The following is an 18,795-nucleotide window of genomic DNA, read 5'->3' as shown; positions in this document are numbered from 1 at the left end:
CTAGCCTATCGCCCTCTCCCGCCACCTGAACCGGGACCGCCGGGCATTCGTGGCATGAACGGGTTGGTCTGCGTTTGCGAGGCTGCAGCATTGGCATTATTTGAGACCGTGCCGATCAGTATCGTGTCGCCTTCGTTGAGCGGTGCTTCTATGATCTCAGCATATCGCTGATTCTGAATACCTCGCCAGACCGGGATTGGTTTGGGTGTGCCGTTTTCCATGATCCAGACGAATCCGCGTGACCCTTTTGGCTTCTCTCTGCGCATTTCCTTCGGAGCAGCCGAGGAATCGCCGGATCCACCGCCCATTTCGCGGCGAGGACGGCGACGCTCACCTCGTGTTGCTTGATTCTGTGTCTGAGTTGTATCCGGTGATGGATTGGCCGCCTGAAGCCCTCCTTGCGACGAATTACCACTACTATCGCGTTTGTCTTCGGTTCCGCGACGTCCCGGTCCACTTGTTGGCGCAGTCATCCCCGGAGGAGTGAAGCGCAGGGCCTGAAGCGGTACCCGCAACACTGCATCGCGACGGGCGACTTCTATCGAAACAGTCGCCGTCATTCCGGGCATCAGCTTCTGTTCCGGATTGCTGACATCAATGATCACTGTGTAAGTGACAACATTCTGAGCCTCTACCGGCGCCAAACGGATCTGACTTACCCGACCCTCAAACTGCTCTTCCGGATAGGAGTCCACAGTGAAAGTGACGCGCTGTGCTTCTTTGACTGAACCAATGTCCGCTTCGTCTATACTCGCTTCGACTTTCATCCGTGACATATCTTCGGCGATCGTAAATAGAGTAGGTGCCTGAAGGCTGGCCGCGACCGTCTGGCCAACGTCCACATTCCGAGAGACCACCACGCCGCTTATGGGGGCGCGAATGGTCGCATAGCGAAGATTGACCTGTGCGCGATCCAGGGCCGCCTCAGCTTGTTGCAGTGATGCTTTGCTGGATTCCAGCGAAGTAGTGGCGGCATCAAGCTCTGCTTGGGAGATCAGGCCACGCGATGACAACTCGGTCGATCGATCGAAATTCCGCTTGGCCTCGTTGAATTGCGCTTTGGCACGGTCTGTATTGGCCCGCTGCTCGTTGACACTAGCCTGCAGAAAAGTCGGGTCAAGCTGAGCCAGAAGCTGTCCCTCTTTCACCGGCGAATTGAAATCGGCATACAGCTTGGCGATCGTTCCAGAAACCTGTGAGCCGACAGTCACTGTCGTGACCGCGTTAAGGGTGCCAGTGGCTGAGATCGACACGACCAGGTCGCCCCGATCGACCACATCCTTCCGAAAAGTCACTTTGGTTTCGGTGTTTCGATTGAGCCACCAATAGGTTCCGCCGCCCACGGCCGCCAGAATAATGACAATTATAATGAGTCTTTTCATATCGCCGATCTTTCTTCCGCGCTCTCCAGTTTAGCCCTCTTTAGACCCAGTAGGGTACGCAATAGATTAATCCCTGGCAAGAAGCTTGACAGAAAGGAATGGATTGGCCTTATTATCTGTACATCGCTTCGGTGCCGTCCATCCGGACGGGTAATAGGGAAGACGGTGCGAATCCGTCGCAGCCCCGCTACTGTATCGGCTACTCATCAGGTAGTATGCCACGCGACGCAAGTCGTGGAAGGCGCTTGATGGGGTCTGAAGCCAGAGCCAGGAAACCTGCCGAAGTCATATCCATTACGAAGTACCACAGCGTGGGCTGTCGGGAGATATCACGCGCCAATGGTACTTGGGAGTAATGCCATGAGGCGCATTTTACTAATTGCGACGATGGCATGGCTGAGCGCGCTGGGAACTCACGCCGTTGCCGAAACCGCAAACGATCCAACCGAGCTGACTGACTCGATTGTCGTCACCGCGAATCGATTTGGTCAATCCCCCAAACAGGCGATCTGGCCCGCCACCGCATTGTCACGCCAGACACTGTCAACTGATGTCTCGCTGCAGCAATCACTCGATGGCCGCTTTGGACTTGACCTCCGTCAAACCAGCGGAGTCGGCTCCATTGCCACTCTGTCCAACTGGGGGACGTTTAATCGTCACATGCTCCTGCTGTATAACGGGAGAGTCGTTCGTGATTATTCCCTGGGGGGCTTTAACCTTTCCGATTTCAGTGCCGATGAATTTGAGCGGATCGAACTGCTCAAAGGGCCACAGTCCGCATTTTATGGGGCAGACGCTATTGGTGGCGTAATTAATCTGATCAGTCGAAATGCCCTTGTTGACAGAGTAGACGTTGTCACTCGCTATGGTGAACATGACCTTCGACAGTACCGACTGGATGCCTCAAAGTTGCTTGGAACGATCGGTATCGGCGGATTCGCCGAGTTCAGCAAAGCGGAAAACAATCGTCCAAATGCCGGCTCAGAGAGGATACTCTTTGGCCTTCGAAGCGACTATCTCAGCCACAGTGGTATCCATCGTGTGTCCATGTCGGCTCGCTATTTCGAGGACTCGCTCGGCGCTCCCGGTCCAGTACCGGATCCTGTCGCCATCCCGGTCTATGGCAACAGAGACGCGTCCAGTTTGAACGACCATCAACAAGACGACAATTACTCCGCCGATCTCACTTATCGATATTCGCCGAACCCGTCCAGTGAACTCCAGGTCGATCTTTTCTGGGAGAAGAAGAATCTCGACTACCATTCGCTCTACAACTACCAGTTCTCCTATTACACCCCCGAAGGCGCGGATTCCGTCCTGAATGTCGATTCGGTCGATGTTCACTCTCGGTCGATCTACAACAAACGCTCGGCCGGCTTGAGCGGGAGATATCAGCACCATTTCAAAATCGTCACAGCCTCTCTGGGGATGGATATTCTCTCAGGTTCGCTTCGTGCGACTTCGGATGACCGCAGTTTTGGCACCAATACTGTCGGCCCATTTGCTCCGTATCAGTATGATTATTCCAACTTCAATTTCTGGTCACGGGGTCAGGAGCAGATCGACTTCTGGGGCTCGGCCGTTATCATGCCGAGCGCGGCGTATCAATACGATCTCTCTGGCCGCGTTCAGTTTGTCCATAATCGAAAGGCCCAGCCGTCATTTAACGCCGGAATCATGTTCTCAAGCAAACCGTATCTCCGGTTCAAGCTTGGCTATGGTTATGCCTTCCGGTTACCCTCGATCGCTGATCAATTCGCCGACGAAATCTACGTGCAGGGGAGAGCCGACCTGGAACCGGAAACTTCACATTCAGTAGTTGGTTCGATTGAATATGACGCACTGAACGGCAATATGACATTGCGCATGAGTGGATTCGCACAGCAGGTCAGATCCCTGATTCAATATCAATATGACCCCAATATTTTTCGCTCGGTTCCCCAGAATATCAGTCGCTTCAGGAGTTCCGGGATTGATGCATCTATCACTTATCGTTTGCCGGCGGATTACTGGGCCACGCTTGGCATGGTCTATCAACAGGCAAGGCAGACCACATTGCCCGGCGACTACGTAAACGCATACTACGTCCCGGATCTTAAGTGGCGAGCTGATTGGGGTGGAACCGTGTTCCCGCGACTTTCGGCCGGATTCAATCTCTCCTATACATCCGACCGGGAGATCATGCTGTACGGCGGAGAAGCCAAATCCATCGATGCTGTATATGAACTGGGTGCGACCCTTGCCTACGCAATTAGTAAGCAGGCGACCTTCAGCCTGACAGGGTATGACCTGACCGACCGTCGCCGCCCTGATCAGTTCGGTTTTGTCACGACCGACGGTGATTACCCGACTCCGGGCCGTCGGTTGGTTGCCCAGTTTGCGATCAAGCTTCGCTAATGGTTAAACCAGAGAAAAAATACTGGACAACTTAGGTATTATAGTCTTACATTGCCACTACTTCTGATAGCCGGGTTTATCGCGTGACGAGCCCGGTCTGTCGCTCGAATTAGGCGCTTCGTTCCCTACGGAGGTGCGAAGCAGCCACCTTTTTTGACCATACACATTCGTAGAGGATTTTCTGCATGTCCGGCTGGAGTCTGGAATACTCATTTGATCTTGACGTCAAAAGCGCGGTGATCTATGTCAAGATCCACGGCATCTGGAAACCGACTACGGCGGAAAGCTACCATGAGGATTTCAAAGAAGAGATAGCCCCGATCCTGGAACAACCCTGGGCCAAGTTGATCGATCTGAGCAACTGGAAGACATCCTATCCAGGAGTAATTGAAGTGATCGGGAAGCATATGGACTGGTGCCGCAAACACAACCTGGCGATGGCGCTGTACGTGCTCAACAACCCAAGCACTTTCCGCCAGCTTCATGAGATGTTCACTGCCGGGGGGCAGAAAGAGCTCTCGCAGACTTTTCGCACGCCCGAAGAAGCTACCCTCTTTTTGAAAAGCCACTGGCTGCTCAAGCGGAATCAAGCCGCTCCCTCGAAGTAGAAACAAGAACCGCCAATCAAATTTACGGCAGATGCAGGATCAGACCGTTATCTCCCACTACCCAGACTTTCCCGTTTTCATCTCCCCAGACGCCATTTAAGCTGATAGTTACATAGCTTTCCATTGGTGACCAGACACTTCCATTGAAATGGAGAATAGTCCCTTGTTCGCCGACCGCATAGAGGTCGCTCGCACTCCGACCGAATATGTCATAGAGATCCATGGATGAACCACTGGGAAGTGTACTCCAGGCACCGCCGCTGTAACGCACTATCAGCCCGCCGTCGCCGACTATGAAAAGCGGTCCGCTATCGAATCCCCAGACCGCCCGGTACTGCTCAAGCGGCGCTCCAGGCGGGACGGTCCATTGCATTCCGTCAAAGTGCAAGACCATGTTGTCACCCACCGCGTACAGATCGGAAGCGGATGTTCCCCAGATGGAGTGGAGAGGCACTGCTGTCCCGCTCGCTTGCGGCGCCCAAACGCCACCGGAGTATTTGCGGATTACTCCGCCACTCCCGACCACATACAACTCGCCGGTCGGAAGACCCCATATATCGGTAAACGTGACCGAGTCAAAAGTCCCCGTCAGCAGCGGCGACCATCCGGAACCGGCATTTTCCCATACCGACCTGTATTCACCGGCAAGGTAGAGGTTCGAAGTAGAGCTTCCCCAAATTCCGTAGAAAAACGCCGAGTCATCCAATCCGTTGTGTGTTTCTTCCCATGTTGCGCCATCATAGTGGCGGATTGCCTGGTAATCTCCGACTGCGGTGATGTCAGTGCCAGAGATTCCCCATACCGCATTGAGTTTCTGCCATGCTCCAGGGGCCGTCATAGGCACCCAGTCAGTGCCGATACGTTCGATGATGAGATGGTGCATTCCGGCAAGATAGAGATGGTCGGTGCCAAACCCGAAGACCTTGCGGAATAAGGTTGTATATCCGGTCGATGTGGTCTGCCACTCGAGTCCGTCGAAGTGACTGATCCACCCATCGCTTCCGGAAGCCCAGACATTGGTTGAATCGGATCCCCATATGGTCATGAGTGTAGAAGATGTTTGCGACGCGGTCGTATCCCAGTTCATTCCATCAAAGTGAATGATCGTCCCCTGTATACCGACTGCCCAGATGTTGCTTCCTGAGCTACCCCATAAAGCGCGAAGCGAGCTGGTCGTCGGTGATGATTGCGGCAGCCAGTTCGCGCCATTCCAGCGGAAAATTGAACCGCTCGAACCCACCGCAAAGATGTTATTCGCAGAACTTCCCCATATCCCGTACAACAGCACTCCGAGACCGGATGCTGCCGTCGTCCAATCCTGTCCGTCGTATCTGAGTATCACGCCATCACCGACGGCATAGACATTATTCGGCGAGGTTCCCCAAACAGCACGCAGCGACTGCAATGTGTTGCTCGTCATCATGGTCCAATGCGATCCGTCGTAGTGCGCAATTGTACCACCCTCACCAACGACAAAGACATCATCAGCGCTGGTCCCCCAGATAGCACTTACAAGGTAGGGTGATCGAAGTCCCGTGTCGTGCCAGCCGGACCCATCGTACTGTTGTACTGTTCCCGTCTGGTCGAGGGCGAAAAGGGTGTCGGGTGACGTCCCCCATAGAGAGCTGAAAGTCGTTCCCGATGTCTGCACAACCCATTTGCGAACTGTCGGGTTATTCGGCTGAACTGGGGTGTCGGAACTGCACGCCAGACCGATCACCCCGATCATCATTGACCAGAGCGCCAACTTTCCCATGAGTCGCATACGCCTCCCTTCCCCCCAAAATATGAATAGTGCCGTCTGCCTGCGTATTAGCGCAGGTAGCGATCAAACCACTTCAGGATCCATTCTAATCTGGCTTTTCGACGGTCCGGGCGTCCGTGCCGCGAGAGACCGTGCGGTTCATCCGGGAAACGAACGAATTCAACCGTCTTCCCGAGCACCTTGAGCTTTACAAACATCTGCTCGGCCTGCTCGATATGACAGCGCAGGTCCTTTTCATTATGCAATATTAATACGGGAGTCTTGACCTTTTCGAGGTAATACATCGGCGAACATTTGACATAATTCTCGTAATTGGTCCACGGGTAGCCGTTGAACTCACGGTTTAGGGCGTAGCCGATGTCCGATGAACCGGTCATGGCGATCAGGTCGGTGACCGATCGCTGGGTGACCGCCGCTTTGAAGCGATTGGTATGACCGATTATCCAGTTAGTCATCCAGCCACCATAAGAACCGCCAGTCACACCGATCCGCTTTTTGTCGACAAACTTCAGTTTCTCCATGTAGTCTGCCGCCGCCATACAGTCTTTGTAATCGAGATCACCCCACCCACCGGCGATAGCGTCTGCCCAGGTCTCGCCACGACCGGATCCACCCCGGGGATTGGTGTAGAACACCACATAGCCACTGGCCGCCAGAAGCTGCATTTCATGGAAGAACGTGTAGGCATACTGGACGCGTGGGCCGCCGTGTACTTCAAGGATCGCCGGGTATTTTCGTCCAGGTTTGAATCCGGGTGGCGTCACCAGAAATCCCTGTACCTGAGTCCCATCAAACGATTTGAACATCACATCGCGGGTATTTCCCAGCCTGATGGTTGTGCGCAATTGCGGGTTGAGGTCGGTATGTTTCTTAGCCTTGGCTTCTGCACCAAATTGAGTTGGACAGGTCATCAACTCGCACGGAGTTTCAAGGTCCGCATAGGTGAAAGCGGCGACACGCCCAGCGCCATTGATCGAGACCCCTTTGATGTGACACTTACCTTTGAAAATTCGTGTCGGCTTGCCGCCCGAGACAGGGATATAGTACAGGTTAGTCGTGCCGGTATCCGAAGAGAGGAAAAAGAGCCGCTTACCGTCGCCCGACCAGAACAACTGAGCTGCTTCGTGAACATCCGCCAGATCGGCGATTGACTGGTCATACGCCATTCGATCGAATTTCGGCATTAGGTCGCGCGCTTTGGGTGTGCCGCTCAAACCGACCACCCAAACGTGGAAATTGGTCACTCCCCAGGCATCGTTCGGATTGGCATGACCGATATACCCGATTAGTTTGCCGTTGGGGGAGAACGATGGACCAGTGATCGGACCAGCCGGAGTGACGATCTTCCGCTCTTTGCCGCCCGTAAACGGGATAACAAAGAGGTCATCCATCAAACCGTCGATATCGGGGTCTTTCGCCCGATTCGACACAAATGCCACCGTCTTACCGTCAGGCGATAGGGCAGGGGAGTGGTTGTCCCGTTTTCCGGAGGTCAATTTGCGAAGGATACCGGTTTCGATATTCAGGACGTAGATCTGCCAGGGATCGAGCGGCATGAAGCCGAGGCCGTCCAGTCGATAAAAGAGTCGCGTAATGTGGCGGAAGACCGGCGGCTCGTTTTTCTTCTTTTCATCGGCGATAAAATGCGAGTCCTTGTAGCGCAGACAGAGCACCAGATGTTTCCCATCCGGGTGCCAGGTCGGTTCGCCGATCATCGCTTCGGCCTCGAACACTTTCTTTTCTGCACCGCCTGTGGCCGGCATGATGTAGATACCGGACTTTTTCTCTCGTGTCGAGGTGAACGCAATACGGGTCCCGTCCAGCGACCAAACCGGTTTGCCATCGCCATGCTGGCCATGCGTGAATTGCTCGGACCGTCCACTGGCGAGATCGAGCATATGAATATTCGTGAAGTATTTGTTGGTTTCGAGTTCGGCCTGCTCCACCGTATAGGCGACATGCTTTTCGTCAGGAGAGATCGCCTGCCCGGTGAGGACTTTCAGTTTGAACAGATCGTCGGCGGTGATGGGGCGACGGAGTGTGCTGGAGGGACGTTTCATGGAAGCCTGATCCTTTCGGCTAACTAATTGTCTACTAAGCGGGAATCTACCAGACACGACGGTTTTCCGAAAGGAAAAAAGCAAAACCAGCCATGTGACAAAAGGCACATGCGGCTTTTTTGGCTAACTCCCTAAAAAAAGAGGAACTTAGCGCCCAAAAATGAGTTTGCCTTTTGAAACGGATGCACTATATCTTGGCGGACGTTTGCGGGTTCGGCCCCTCGGAAAGTTTACATCAGAGGTCTACCAATCCCAATTACGACCGATACGTAAGTAAGTTCAGACCTTTAAGGAGGTTTTCAGTTGGAAGTCCTTGCGCTGATCGACAAGATCAAAAATTACGACGGTAAGGTGCCGTCCAAAAAGCACCGCGAAAATGAACCGTTGGAAGCCTACTCCGGAAAAACACCGGCGGAACTGAGGCAGATGCTCCGCTCGATGTTGACGGCCCGACGCGTGGAGCGGGAAGAGAAGCTCCTCTTGCGCAAGGGTTACAACCGGTTCTTCATCGGTTGTGGCGGCAAAGAATTGATGGATGTTGCCTTTGCCTCCAATCTCCGCCCCAACGATCCCTTCCTTGGCTACTATCGCAATAAAGCATTTGATATTCATCGCGGCTCAACTCTGTGGGATAAGATGCTCGAGGCGATCGGCGATTCTCGCTCCCGGAACAAAGGGCAGCAGATCCCGGCGCATCCGGGCTACCCCGATATGGCCATTCTGCCGCAGGCTTCGCCTACAGGCTCACACGCCATCGAAGCTGCCGGCTTGGCCGACGCGATTAAGAATCCGACCCCGATCTCCCAGCTCGCCCCAATCCCTGGTGGCGCATATCCGGCAGATGCCGTCACGCTTTGCTGTATCGGCGAGGGTTCGACCTCGGAAGCAGAATTCGGGCGCGCGGTCTTTTACTCGGTCTTTTACAAATCGAGCATCATATACGGTATCTACAATTGCGGATGGGCCATCTCAGTCTCGGTTGAAGAGCAGTTCCCTGAAGGCGACCCGTCAACGCCGTATGAGGGTTACCAGCGATTCGGCCTGAAGATCATGCATGTGGATGGCACCGACATCAAGTTGGCTCTGGCCGCGGCCGCTGAAGCGGCAGAGTATGCTCGTACCAAAGGGCCGGTTCTGATGAATATCAAGGTGACCCGCGAGGGTTCACACTCCGGTTCCGACGACCAGTCTTTCTACATGGACCCGGTCGAACAGGACTGGCATACCTACAATGACTGCATTCTCAAAACCTGCAATACGCTGATCGAGGATGGCATTATCTCGCCCAAAGAGATCGGTGAGATCTGGGACGAGCTGGATCGCGAGATCTCCGAGACCTCGGCCAAGGCTGTTGCGACATTCGTGCCGAAGACGCAGGAATTCGTGCAGGGACTGGTCCACGCGTACGACTTCGATGCGGCGCAAGCGACCTGGAAGAAATATCGCGACGCTGCCAAGTATGACCGCGTTGCCAAATTCAAAGAGTATCACGACAAGGGCTATTTCACGACAGCGGAACTTCCGGAAAATGTCGGCCCGATGACCATGCGGTTCGCCATCAACTACACGCTGTTTGATATCTTCACCCTGACGGAAGATGTGCTGATGTTTGGTGAGGATGTCGCCGATTTCTCCGGTCACATGATCGAGGAGAAAGAGAAGCAGTTGAAGTTGAAGGGGAAGGGGGGCGTGTTCCTCGTCTCCAAGAATCTCCAGCGTGAGTTCGGCAACAGCCGTTGCTTCAACTCGCCGCTCGATGAAGTCGGTATTCTTGGTCGCGCCGCCGGTCACTGCTACCAGGGGCGTCGCCCAATGCCCGAAATTCAGTTCCTTGACTATATGTCTCCGTCCTATCAGATGTTGAAGGACAAGATCGCGACTACCTATCAGCGTTCCGGCGGGCTGTTCGGTATGCCGATGGTTATCCGTACCACGTACGGCGGTTATAAGCAGGGAGCCGGAGCATTCTGGCATTCTGAAGGTAACCTTGGCACTTGGATGAATATCCCCGGCCTGATGATCGCGGTTCCCTCGAACGCCTACGATGCTGCCGGACTGCTCAAGACTGCCTGGGCGACGGATGCGCCCGTCCTCTTCTGTGAGTCGGTGGCGTTGTATAACCGCCGCGATTGGGAAGGGGTACCGATGGAGGCTAACCTTCCCGGTATCGATGAGCTGATTCCGTTCGGCGTGGCGAAGACCTACTACGAAGATGCGACCGATATCGGTATTATCACCTACGGTGCGACCTTCCAGATGTGCCGCAAGGCCGCAGAGATCCTTCGCGAGAAGGGGGTCCATGTCAGGATCGTTGATCTTCGCACAGTCAAGCCGATCGATGAAGCCGCGATCATCAAAACCGCCAAAGAGTGTGGCAAAGTGTTGGTGGTAACCGAAGATCGCTTCCATGGCGGCGCAGCGGCAACTATCTCTGCCATCATCACGCAGGGAGAGGGACTCTTCTCACTTGAGGCTCCGGTCAAGTTGCTGACGGCTATTGATGCCCGCGTGGCATACGGTGTCGACGGTGACATGGCTTGCTTGCCGAATGTCGAGAAGATCGTTGCGGCTATCGAAGAGCTGCACGACAATTACTAAGACGATCTTCTGATTGAATAGAAACGAAATCCGCCGGTAAAAGCCGGCGGTTTTTCTTTGTCGGAATGTCCTCTTGAATCCGCCGAACTATGCCGACAGCGGCAGCCCGAGCTGCTTCGCGATCGTCATCGCATCCCGCGCACCCCAACGTTTCTGTGTCTTCCCACCCCGGATCTCGAACCACTCCATCGCTACAATCTCATAGGTTTTGCCGGTAACGGGCAAACCTCGGAAGGAGCCGATCGATTTCCCGCGTTCGGTATAACGAACAGCGACAGTGTCTCCTTCTGCCGACATCGCCTCAATATGTAATTGCATACCGTTGGCGGTGATCAGTTCCTGCCAGATACTTCGGGCGATATCCAACCCCCCTGATCCAAGTACGCCGTAGACTATAGCATCAGGCGCAAAGGTGGCGCAAACGCCATCAAGATCGCCGCGGTTGAACGCCTCAACATACTTTCGCACTACCTGTTTGTTCTGTTCTGACATTGAGAAAGCCTCTCTCCCTTTGGACTAGTAATGATCTTTTGGAATGAAAAACGAGAATCCAGACAGGAGGTTTCGAAATTCTTTGCAGGTGTCTTTTATTGGAAAAGCTTGATGAATAGACTCGGACGACCCGGCGATATCAGTTCTTGCCGAAACGGTTCTTGATCGCTGACAGCAGTCTATCCCGTTCACTCCGTTCAACCACGAAGCTCCAGCCGAAGGCCAGTGCCACCGCGCCGGTCACCAGAACATCGATGACAAATGTCGGCCAGGTTGCAGGGGGGAGAAGCATACGCATCGCCAGTGCGGTAATGCCCGTCACGATCAGTGCCAATGCCGCCGGGCGGGTGGCTATCCCCAGTATCTGGAGCATTGGCCGTCCCAGCACTTTGGCCATGAAGTATGGATAGAGTGTGAGGTAGAGGATGAATTGTGGCGCCGCCGCGGCGATCGCCATCCCTTTGGCACCATAGGTCGGGATCAATACCAGCGATAGCCCGATCTTCATGGCCGCCTCACAAACCAACACGTAAAAGAGGTAGCGATGCTTTTCGATCCCAAACAGGATTGAGTTGCCAATGATTTGCGGCAGGAAAACTGCCGACCCAACCGCCAGGATCACCATCACTTCACCGGTCAGCGCAAATTCTGTTGGGAGCCAGAGCGCGACAAACGATCGCGCGAAGACGATGACCCCGCACGAAAGAAAAAACGAGATGTACGAAACATACTTAAGTCCGGTCAGGTAGGTCCGCGCCACCCCCTCATCGCGTCCTTTGGCTTCAAGGTGTGAGATCGCAGGAGTGAGCGGGATGCCGATGCCATTAACGATATGTCGCATGTAAAGCATGAGTTGCGCGGCGGGAGCGTATATCCCTGCGGCGCTAGCTGAAGCAATCATCCCTAGCAGGATGGCATCGGAATTGAAGATCACTAGCCAGGCGAGCGTGATCCCAAAAGACATTTTCGAATAGCGAAATAGCTCTTTGAAGCGCTCGCGATCGAACTCCCGTGGATTCCAGGTAACGGATGGTTCCACCCGGCGAAGCCAATACCATCCCGCCGCCAGGCGAAGCAGATTCACCCCGAGGATGGCGATCGCCAGTCCGATCATTCCGTACCCAAGGCTCAGCAACAAGGCCATTGACCCAAAGCGAAGGATCTCTTCGACAATATCAATGGTATTGAGAATGTCAAATCGCTGCAGGCCGGCCAGGGCATGATTGATCGCGCCAAGGGCAAATCGCGTGGCCAGCAGGAAGCCGATGATCCCCAGCGCGATGGTTCCTTCGGAGCGGATCGAACTGTCGCTAATATTGAGGAAATCGAACAGCACCAGTGCGACCGCTACGACTACTAGCAAGACCACCGGCGCGAGCATCAGGAAGAGCCCCTGCGAAGTTGAGAGCGTCCGCCGGACCGCTTCTTCATCTCCTTGTGCCCAGTATTTGGCGACAAACCGGATGACCGCTCGCTCAAACCCAAAATCAAAGAGAGTGATATAACTGATCGCCTGGAAGATGATCACCCAGACGCCATATCGCTCGGAGCCGAAAACGGTGGCAATGTAGGGAACAAAGAGGAACCCCAGCGCCAGCCGGATAACGTAGGCTACCCACGACGTGATGATGTTCTTGAAAAACTGACGGGCTATCGACACGATGAAAAACCTTTGATTTCGTTCGCCGCGAGTATAATCTTTGAGCCGACAGACAGCAACGTTTAACCTGAGATGACCCTGAACCATTTGAGCCGACTTCTCTATTGCACGATTGTGCTGGCGCTATTCGCCTTTGTGGATACGGGTGAATCGGTGGCTGCCAATCGCGGGCATGTGGGCATCAGGTTACCGTATCCCAAGTCAATAACTCCTCCTTTGGCGACTGACTCTCTGTTCACCGGCTTCATGCAGCCAATTCACTTGCTCACGCTGAAAATAGACAAAAAGGGGAAAGTGCAGTCGGTCAGCACAAACCAGATGACGACCAGTGATTGGCAAAACCGCCTGAACAGCTATTTTCGCCGAATCACGTTCAATCCAGGAGCACTGGAGGGGAAGAAGTCTGTCATGGACCTCCTGGTCAGGCTGACGGTGGCCTTGCCGGATAGCCAGATCATGCTCGATTTTCCGACAGACACCACCGGCAGAATCAAAGAACATCTTCTCTATCAAGAGAATCTGGAACATTCAGGGGCTGTTCTGCCTTCAATTGCCCGATTCCCCTGGTATCATGCGGCTTTCAAAGCCAAGGACACAATCCGTGTCCTTCCATTTGTACTTGCAGCGTTGACATACGATGATACCGGCCGAATGACTGGATCAAAATTAGTGAAAACCAATTTTCCATCATTTGCTCACCAGATTCTCTCTGCTATGCAGTATGGATCCTATAAGGAGGGGTGGACTCCGGACTCAACGGCCATCAGATCCGGGTACTTATTGGTTACGTTTATACCGACATCGCACTATCCCACTAAACCGTGGACCCCGGAATCGGCGCTCAATGCAGATCTTCATGATCGGATGACCCTGAGGATGTTGGTGGATACGGTCGGCATAATGATCCCTCCACTGCCAATCTCGCGTAGCCAGATCATCATTTCTCAAAAGCTTCCTCAAAAGTACAGGAATAGCGCGTTGGCGGTTCGCATTCGAATCGAGGATGATGGTTCAGTATCGACCTATCTCTCGCCCACCAATGAGTCTGGTCTCTACACGTTTGCGCTCGCTCTGGAGAAAGAGCTCCGATTCTACCCAGCGGTGGGTTTTGATGGTCGCCCGAGAAGATTCGAGTGTTCGGTGGAAATTCGGCCTGAGAGCGAGTCAAGCGTACGAATTTCGTTTCCGTGGCTAAACTCGGTCGAGTCGAAGTAGCCGGCAATCAGCGTTACCATTCAACAACTTAACTGTCTTATTCGTCGACTGATCAAATCCACGCGCAATTCTTGCGTTTTGTCTGAAGGCGAACGCATGCGATTGTGATAAAATCTGCGCCATATCTGATTGCGTCAAAATAAGTTAGTGTTCAGAAGCGGTCACCAGACCTATTTCCGGCATATATGTTGACTTACTTATTGCCTGATAGCGTGTGCTCATCTCTCACCTGCTGAAAGATTTGGACAACTGGGCGGTATAAGTGAAAGGAAACAGAAGATGACTCGAATTATCTGGTGGCTTGACACATTGTCGGCTGCGATGAACATCTTCACAGCCGGTTACTTGTACCTGATCTTCAGCGACCTGATCTCGCGACTCATTCTGGTTCCTGTCGGAGCAGTAGTGATCATCATCCTGCTGGTCCAGATTGAAAAGGTAGCTGAGCGTTCGAAGAAACGCACTGCTAACATGTTAGAGTCAGGAGCCGGGGAATTTAGCTCTTGACAAGGTATGGCAGAACCATATTTTGGCCTATTCTTGAAAGAGATGCGCACATGAACAAAATTCTTTCCTCCTCCGCTCTTAGGACAACTCTGTTTGTCGTGCTTTTGGCTGTCCTGTTGGTGGGGTCAACCACCCAGGCCCAGGAGATCAAACAGTCTATTCGCGATGCATTGGATCGTGGTGATACCACCAATGCCATCACGCAGTTGACCAAAGAGATCGAAATCGACAAAACCTATCATCTCTATTATAGTTTGCTCGGTCAGATCTACTTCAAGCTCGGTCAATATGAACGGGCCAAGGGCTTCCTCGAACTGGCATACGAAAAGAAGAAAAAAGACGTGGAAGTCGTCTATGCGCTTGGTCGTACTCTTGTTGAGTTGGGAGAACTGGATCGAGCCGAAAAACTGCTGGATGAAGGTCGCAAAAAAGCCAAGGACAAGGAAAAGGGGTTGCTTGAGGACGGCTATGGTATGGTCATGATGGCCAAGAAGAACTACCAGGAAGCTGACCGCGCGTTTCGCCAGGCCCTTCTCGTCGATGGCGACAACCCCCTCTATCACATCCATCTTGGCAACGCCAATTTCCGCCAGGGAATCCCGTCACTGGCCGTCTCTGAATATGAAAAAGCTCTGGAAAAGGACACGGCCGGGACCGAAGTTTACTATAACTGGGCCGAAGCCTGTCTCGAAATGAGAGACTACCCCTGCGCGATCGAGAAGCTCAAAGTTGTACTCCAGAAAGACTCGCTCCACGCATCCGCGTGGAATCGTGCCGGCGGCATTTATTTCAAAGCCGCGATGAGTGCGGGTGGGAGTCGCGAAGACAAGACGAATCGTTTCAAAGACGCGATTGGTTCTTATAAACGATACCTCGAACTTTCAGGCGCCAAGGCTGACTCAGCCACCGTGCGCGCCTATTTCGAACTCGCCATGTCGTATCTCAACCTGAGCGGATTCGAAGAAGCAGTGAAGTACTTTGAAGACGTGCTCGGGATTCCGTATGTCCCGAAAGATATTTACTACAATTATGGCAAGGCGCTTTGGGGTGCCAAGCAGTTTGACAAGGGCGCCGAGATGCTTAAGAAGCATCAGGAATGGGTCACGCAGCAGGGCCCGGATTATGTCGGCACCCAGACGCCAGCCGAAATGTACTCCTTCATGGGAGACACTTACTATTATCAGAAGCCCCCTGACTACGCCCACGCAATTGAAAACTACATGGAAGTGCTGAAGATCGACTCTTCACAGGCACAGCGCCGCGTGGTGCAGAATGTCGCCTTTGCCTTCCATATGCTGAAGAGCCTGCAGCCAGCTATGTTTTACTATCAGAAGCGGATCGCCATGGGGATCGATTCCGCCGGTTCCAGCATTTACAAAAATGCCGGACTCTGCGCCCTCGCGTTGGCTGGCAACAGCAACGCTGATGAGACCGCTTCGGCCACAACCGACAGCGCCGCCTCGCCGCAGTATGCTTCCACCGAGGTTATCAGTTTCGACCCCAATATCAACTGGAATCAGGTGGCGGCCGACTATTTCGAGAGCTACCTGAAATACAATACGACAGATGCCAAGGTCGTGCAGATGCTTGGCACGGCCTATCTCTTCTCTCTGAAAAACTGCACCGAAGGGATCAAGCAGTTTGAGCATTTGCTCCAGCTTGATCCGACAGATTGTATCGCAAAACGCTCTTTGGGTTATGCTTATTTCGCCGGTGGCGAGGTTGGTTGCCCGAAGAATATCTCTAGAAGCCTTGACTACCTACTGGACGCGTACGAATGTATCTCCAAGTCGCAGGGAGGTTGCAAGGATGCCAGTCTGGTGCTCTGGATCGCCCAGGCCTACCACACGCGTGGTGCCGAGCGAGCCAAAGCCGACAAGGCGGCATCCAAAGCGGATTTCAAGAACGCGTTTGATTGGTATGGCAAGGTATTGCAGTGTCAGCCCGGCAACAAAGATGCCCAGAAGGGCCAGGATGACACGCGCTATGAATTCTAATTTCCCTGCGTAGGGAAGAAGACCGGTAAGGGGTTTTAATGGCTGACCAAGATAAACAACCCGCCGCTCAACGCCGTATTTCGGTGGATGACCGCTTCCATTATATTGGATTCGATGTCTTCCCCGGAAAACCGGGAGACCTGTTCAGCTCCGAAGCCGAGAAGACCAAGTTGGTCGACAACCTTGTCGCTCGACGGTCCCGCGGCGAACGGCTGCGCGAACACTGCTCGCTCATGATCGAGCGTATCTCGGGGTATGAGCGATGGGTATTGGTGCTGGCATCGCTGGTTATTCTCGTTTCGCTTTTCCTTCCGTGGTTCACGGTCTACCAGGAAAAGGTGGTCGAGTCCACCTCGACGGCATCCGTGGCCAAGGCTGATGACGAGCGGGGCGAAGTACTGCATGCCGCGCAACCTCGCAAGAAAGTTGAGCGGATTACAGAGACGACCACCGGGATCGGCTCGTTCGGTTCACTTGGCACCGTCTTCAGTGGCGGTTTTGGACTGATGCTGACCGGGTTGTTCGGTCTGCTGTTCGCTCTCTCCGCAATTGCTCTTCCCATTTACATGTTAATTAATCTCTTCAAGGTGAAGGCGCTGAATGACCAGACCGCCTTGGAGCTCAAAAAGCTGCTGCGACTGAATTGGGTCCCGGTGATCCTGTTTGTCGCGGCCCTGGTCGTCTCGTTTTTGGGCGGAGGATACGGATCGAGCGCAGCGAGCAGCTACGCCAATCTGGGAACCAGCTATGGTCCCGACGTTTTCATTTCGGTCCTCAGCTATGGACTGGTGTTGACGGTTGGCGCGTTTGTTTTGATGGCGCTCAAAGGTATAGAAATCTGATTGCGTATTCATAACTGGAGGATGTGTTCTCGTGGTTAAACAGACAATGTTCGTAACGCTGAACTCGCTGGTGGCACTGGCTGTCGGCTTGGGGCTTTTTTATGGAGTGTTCAAACCGGCGCCGGAAGGCACCATCATGCACTCAGTCTACAAGGGTGGACCGCTGGTCGTTATCCTGATCATGGTGCTCTGCATGCTGATCGTGTTCGTGATCGAGCGCTACATGTCCCTGTACGGCAACGCCAAGGGGAAAAGCTCGGTTCAGGTTTTCTTCAAGAAACTGATCACTTTGTTGCAGTCCGACGACTTTGACGGCGCCCTGGCCGCTTGCGACAAGCAGCGTGGCACCACTGCCAACGTCCTGCGCGCCGGCATTGAGCGGTATCGCGAAGTTCGCGCCGACAAGACGCTAAATGCTGAAAAGCGCATCCAGCTCACCCAGACGGCCATTGAAGAGGCCAACGCCCTTGAAGGACCACTGCTTGAGCGTAACCTGATCGCCATGTCAACCATCGCATCGATCGCCACGATGATCGGGCTACTTGGTACGACGATCGGAATGATCCGTGCGTTCGCCGCGACCGGTAACGTCGAAGGCGGCGTGATCGACGCCAACGCACTCGCCACCGGTATTTCCGAGGCTCTGGTCAATACGGCCGGCGGTCTTATTTCCGGTATTCTTGGAATCTTCTACTACAACTTCTTTGTTAATAAGGTAGACGCGTTTAACTACACCACTGACGAAGCGACCTTCGAAGTGATGCAGATCATCCGCGCTAAGGAAGGTGCCTGATAATGTCCAAGCGCAGAGTTGGCATACGTATCGACATGACCCCCATGGTCGATATCGCCTTCCTGTTGTTGATCTTCTATATGGCGACTACTCAGTTCAAACCACCGGAAGCCCGGGCGGTCGAACTGCCGTCGTCACACTCGCAGATCGAGCTGCCGGACAAAGATATTATCAATGTCACGGTAACCAAGTACGACTCTGTCTACGTCGATTATGTTGAGAAAGGCACGATCAACATCGATGGCCAGGATATCGTCTCGAATGTCCGCCGCGTCATGACCGTTTCTTCAGCCGATGTCGGCAACGAACTGGTCCGGGCCCGCGCCAAGAACATCAGGGCGCTCGTTGTGGTCAAAGCGGACAAGCGGGCCAGTTTTGGCCTGATGCAGGATGTGATGGACGCCATGCAGGAAAAGGATATGACCCGATTCCTGATCATTACTGAACAAGAAACGACCTGATCGCAGGCGACCTTTACC

Annotated in this window: 14 protein-coding genes and 1 riboswitch; of the genes, 9 read left to right on the top strand and 5 right to left on the bottom strand. The window is 53.7% G+C overall.

Features of this window, described 5'->3' with window-relative positions:
- Nucleotides 1-5 precede the first annotated feature (5 nt).
- A complete protein-coding gene (locus IPH75_05865; protein MBK7141587.1) occupies nt 6-1,382 on the bottom strand; it encodes an efflux RND transporter periplasmic adaptor subunit in 1,377 nt (458 codons plus the stop codon).
- A 112-nt stretch (nt 1,383-1,494) separates the two neighbouring features.
- Nucleotides 1,495-1,681, top strand: a riboswitch (cobalamin riboswitch).
- Nucleotides 1,682-1,742: 61 nt separating this feature from the next.
- On the opposite strand from IPH75_05865, the gene IPH75_05860 reads away from it, so the two are divergent.
- Together IPH75_05860 and IPH75_05855 are read left to right on the top strand one after the other, a co-directional pair.
- Nucleotides 1,743-3,779 carry a TonB-dependent receptor gene (locus tag IPH75_05860; GenBank protein ID MBK7141586.1) on the top strand — a complete coding sequence of 679 codons (2,037 nt, stop codon included), beginning with the start codon at nt 1,743-1,745 and terminating at the stop codon, nt 3,777-3,779.
- 185 nt (nt 3,780-3,964) lie between these two features.
- Nucleotides 3,965-4,387, top strand: a complete 423-nt coding sequence (locus tag IPH75_05855; protein MBK7141585.1) for a hypothetical protein — start codon at nt 3,965-3,967, stop codon at nt 4,385-4,387.
- A 22-nt stretch (nt 4,388-4,409) separates the two neighbouring features.
- On the opposite strand, the gene IPH75_05850 is transcribed toward IPH75_05855, so the two are convergent.
- Together IPH75_05850 and IPH75_05845 are read right to left on the bottom strand one after the other, a co-directional pair.
- On the bottom strand, nt 4,410-6,152 hold the full coding sequence (locus IPH75_05850; GenBank protein ID MBK7141584.1) for a hypothetical protein: 1,743 nt from the start codon (nt 6,150-6,152) through the stop codon (nt 4,410-4,412).
- A gap of 47 nt (nt 6,153-6,199) precedes the next feature.
- Nucleotides 6,200-8,212, bottom strand: coding sequence for a S9 family peptidase (locus tag IPH75_05845; GenBank protein MBK7141583.1), 2,013 nt, complete (start codon nt 8,210-8,212; stop codon nt 6,200-6,202).
- 303 nt (nt 8,213-8,515) lie between these two features.
- On the opposite strand from IPH75_05845, the gene IPH75_05840 reads away from it, so the two are divergent.
- Nucleotides 8,516-10,810 (top strand): hypothetical protein, encoded by a 2,295-nt coding sequence (locus tag IPH75_05840; protein ID MBK7141582.1) that lies wholly within the window; start codon nt 8,516-8,518, stop codon nt 10,808-10,810.
- A gap of 87 nt (nt 10,811-10,897) precedes the next feature.
- Here the strand turns inward: IPH75_05840 and IPH75_05835 are convergent, their stop codons facing one another.
- Both IPH75_05835 and IPH75_05830 read right to left on the bottom strand, forming a co-directional pair.
- On the bottom strand, nt 10,898-11,302 hold the full coding sequence (locus IPH75_05835; protein ID MBK7141581.1) for an ester cyclase: 405 nt from the start codon (nt 11,300-11,302) through the stop codon (nt 10,898-10,900).
- A gap of 139 nt (nt 11,303-11,441) precedes the next feature.
- Nucleotides 11,442-12,962, bottom strand: coding sequence for a polysaccharide biosynthesis protein (locus tag IPH75_05830; protein ID MBK7141580.1), 1,521 nt, complete (start codon nt 12,960-12,962; stop codon nt 11,442-11,444).
- 72 nt (nt 12,963-13,034) lie between these two features.
- On the opposite strand from IPH75_05830, the gene IPH75_05825 reads away from it, so the two are divergent.
- The 6 genes from IPH75_05825 to IPH75_05800 all read left to right on the top strand — a co-directional run bounded on the left by IPH75_05825 (nt 13,035) and on the right by IPH75_05800 (nt 18,777).
- The gene (locus IPH75_05825) at nt 13,035-14,177 is read left to right on the top strand and encodes a hypothetical protein (protein ID MBK7141579.1); all 1,143 of its coding nucleotides are present in this window, start codon (nt 13,035-13,037) and stop codon (nt 14,175-14,177) included.
- Nucleotides 14,178-14,456: 279 nt separating this feature from the next.
- Nucleotides 14,457-14,684 (top strand): hypothetical protein, encoded by a 228-nt coding sequence (locus IPH75_05820; GenBank protein MBK7141578.1) that lies wholly within the window; start codon nt 14,457-14,459, stop codon nt 14,682-14,684.
- Nucleotides 14,685-14,734: 50 nt separating this feature from the next.
- Nucleotides 14,735-16,681, top strand: coding sequence for a tetratricopeptide repeat protein (locus IPH75_05815; protein MBK7141577.1), 1,947 nt, complete (start codon nt 14,735-14,737; stop codon nt 16,679-16,681).
- Nucleotides 16,682-16,719: 38 nt separating this feature from the next.
- Nucleotides 16,720-17,523, top strand: a complete 804-nt coding sequence (locus IPH75_05810) for a hypothetical protein (protein ID MBK7141576.1) — start codon at nt 16,720-16,722, stop codon at nt 17,521-17,523.
- A gap of 31 nt (nt 17,524-17,554) precedes the next feature.
- Entirely contained in the window at nt 17,555-18,316 is a 762-nt protein-coding gene (locus IPH75_05805; protein MBK7141575.1) for a MotA/TolQ/ExbB proton channel family protein, read from the top strand.
- 2 nt (nt 18,317-18,318) lie between these two features.
- The gene (locus IPH75_05800; protein ID MBK7141574.1) at nt 18,319-18,777 is read left to right on the top strand and encodes a biopolymer transporter ExbD; all 459 of its coding nucleotides are present in this window, start codon (nt 18,319-18,321) and stop codon (nt 18,775-18,777) included.
- Nucleotides 18,778-18,795 lie beyond the last annotated feature (18 nt).

The sequence above is a fragment of the bacterium genome, from assembly GCA_016708025.1.
Classification (GTDB): Bacteria; Zixibacteria; MSB-5A5; order GN15; family FEB-12; genus FEB-12.
The sequence above is the reverse complement of the archived record's forward strand: the minus strand, read 5'-3'. Positions and strand labels throughout refer to the sequence as shown.

Coding starts and splice junctions, on each gene's coding strand:
- IPH75_05865 (MBK7141587.1), bottom strand. CDS start 1,382: ATGAAAAGACTCATTATAATTGTCATTATTCTGGCGGCCGTGGGCGGC.
- IPH75_05860 (MBK7141586.1), top strand. CDS start 1,743: ATGAGGCGCATTTTACTAATTGCGACGATGGCATGGCTGAGCGCGCTG.
- IPH75_05855 (MBK7141585.1), top strand. CDS start 3,965: ATGTCCGGCTGGAGTCTGGAATACTCATTTGATCTTGACGTCAAAAGC.
- IPH75_05850 (MBK7141584.1), bottom strand. CDS start 6,152: ATGCGACTCATGGGAAAGTTGGCGCTCTGGTCAATGATGATCGGGGTG.
- IPH75_05845 (MBK7141583.1), bottom strand. CDS start 8,212: ATGAAACGTCCCTCCAGCACACTCCGTCGCCCCATCACCGCCGACGAT.
- IPH75_05835 (MBK7141581.1), bottom strand. CDS start 11,302: ATGTCAGAACAGAACAAACAGGTAGTGCGAAAGTATGTTGAGGCGTTC.
- IPH75_05825 (MBK7141579.1), top strand. CDS start 13,035: ATGACCCTGAACCATTTGAGCCGACTTCTCTATTGCACGATTGTGCTG.
- IPH75_05820 (MBK7141578.1), top strand. CDS start 14,457: ATGACTCGAATTATCTGGTGGCTTGACACATTGTCGGCTGCGATGAAC.
- IPH75_05815 (MBK7141577.1), top strand. CDS start 14,735: ATGAACAAAATTCTTTCCTCCTCCGCTCTTAGGACAACTCTGTTTGTC.
- IPH75_05810 (MBK7141576.1), top strand. CDS start 16,720: ATGGCTGACCAAGATAAACAACCCGCCGCTCAACGCCGTATTTCGGTG.
- IPH75_05800 (MBK7141574.1), top strand. CDS start 18,319: ATGTCCAAGCGCAGAGTTGGCATACGTATCGACATGACCCCCATGGTC.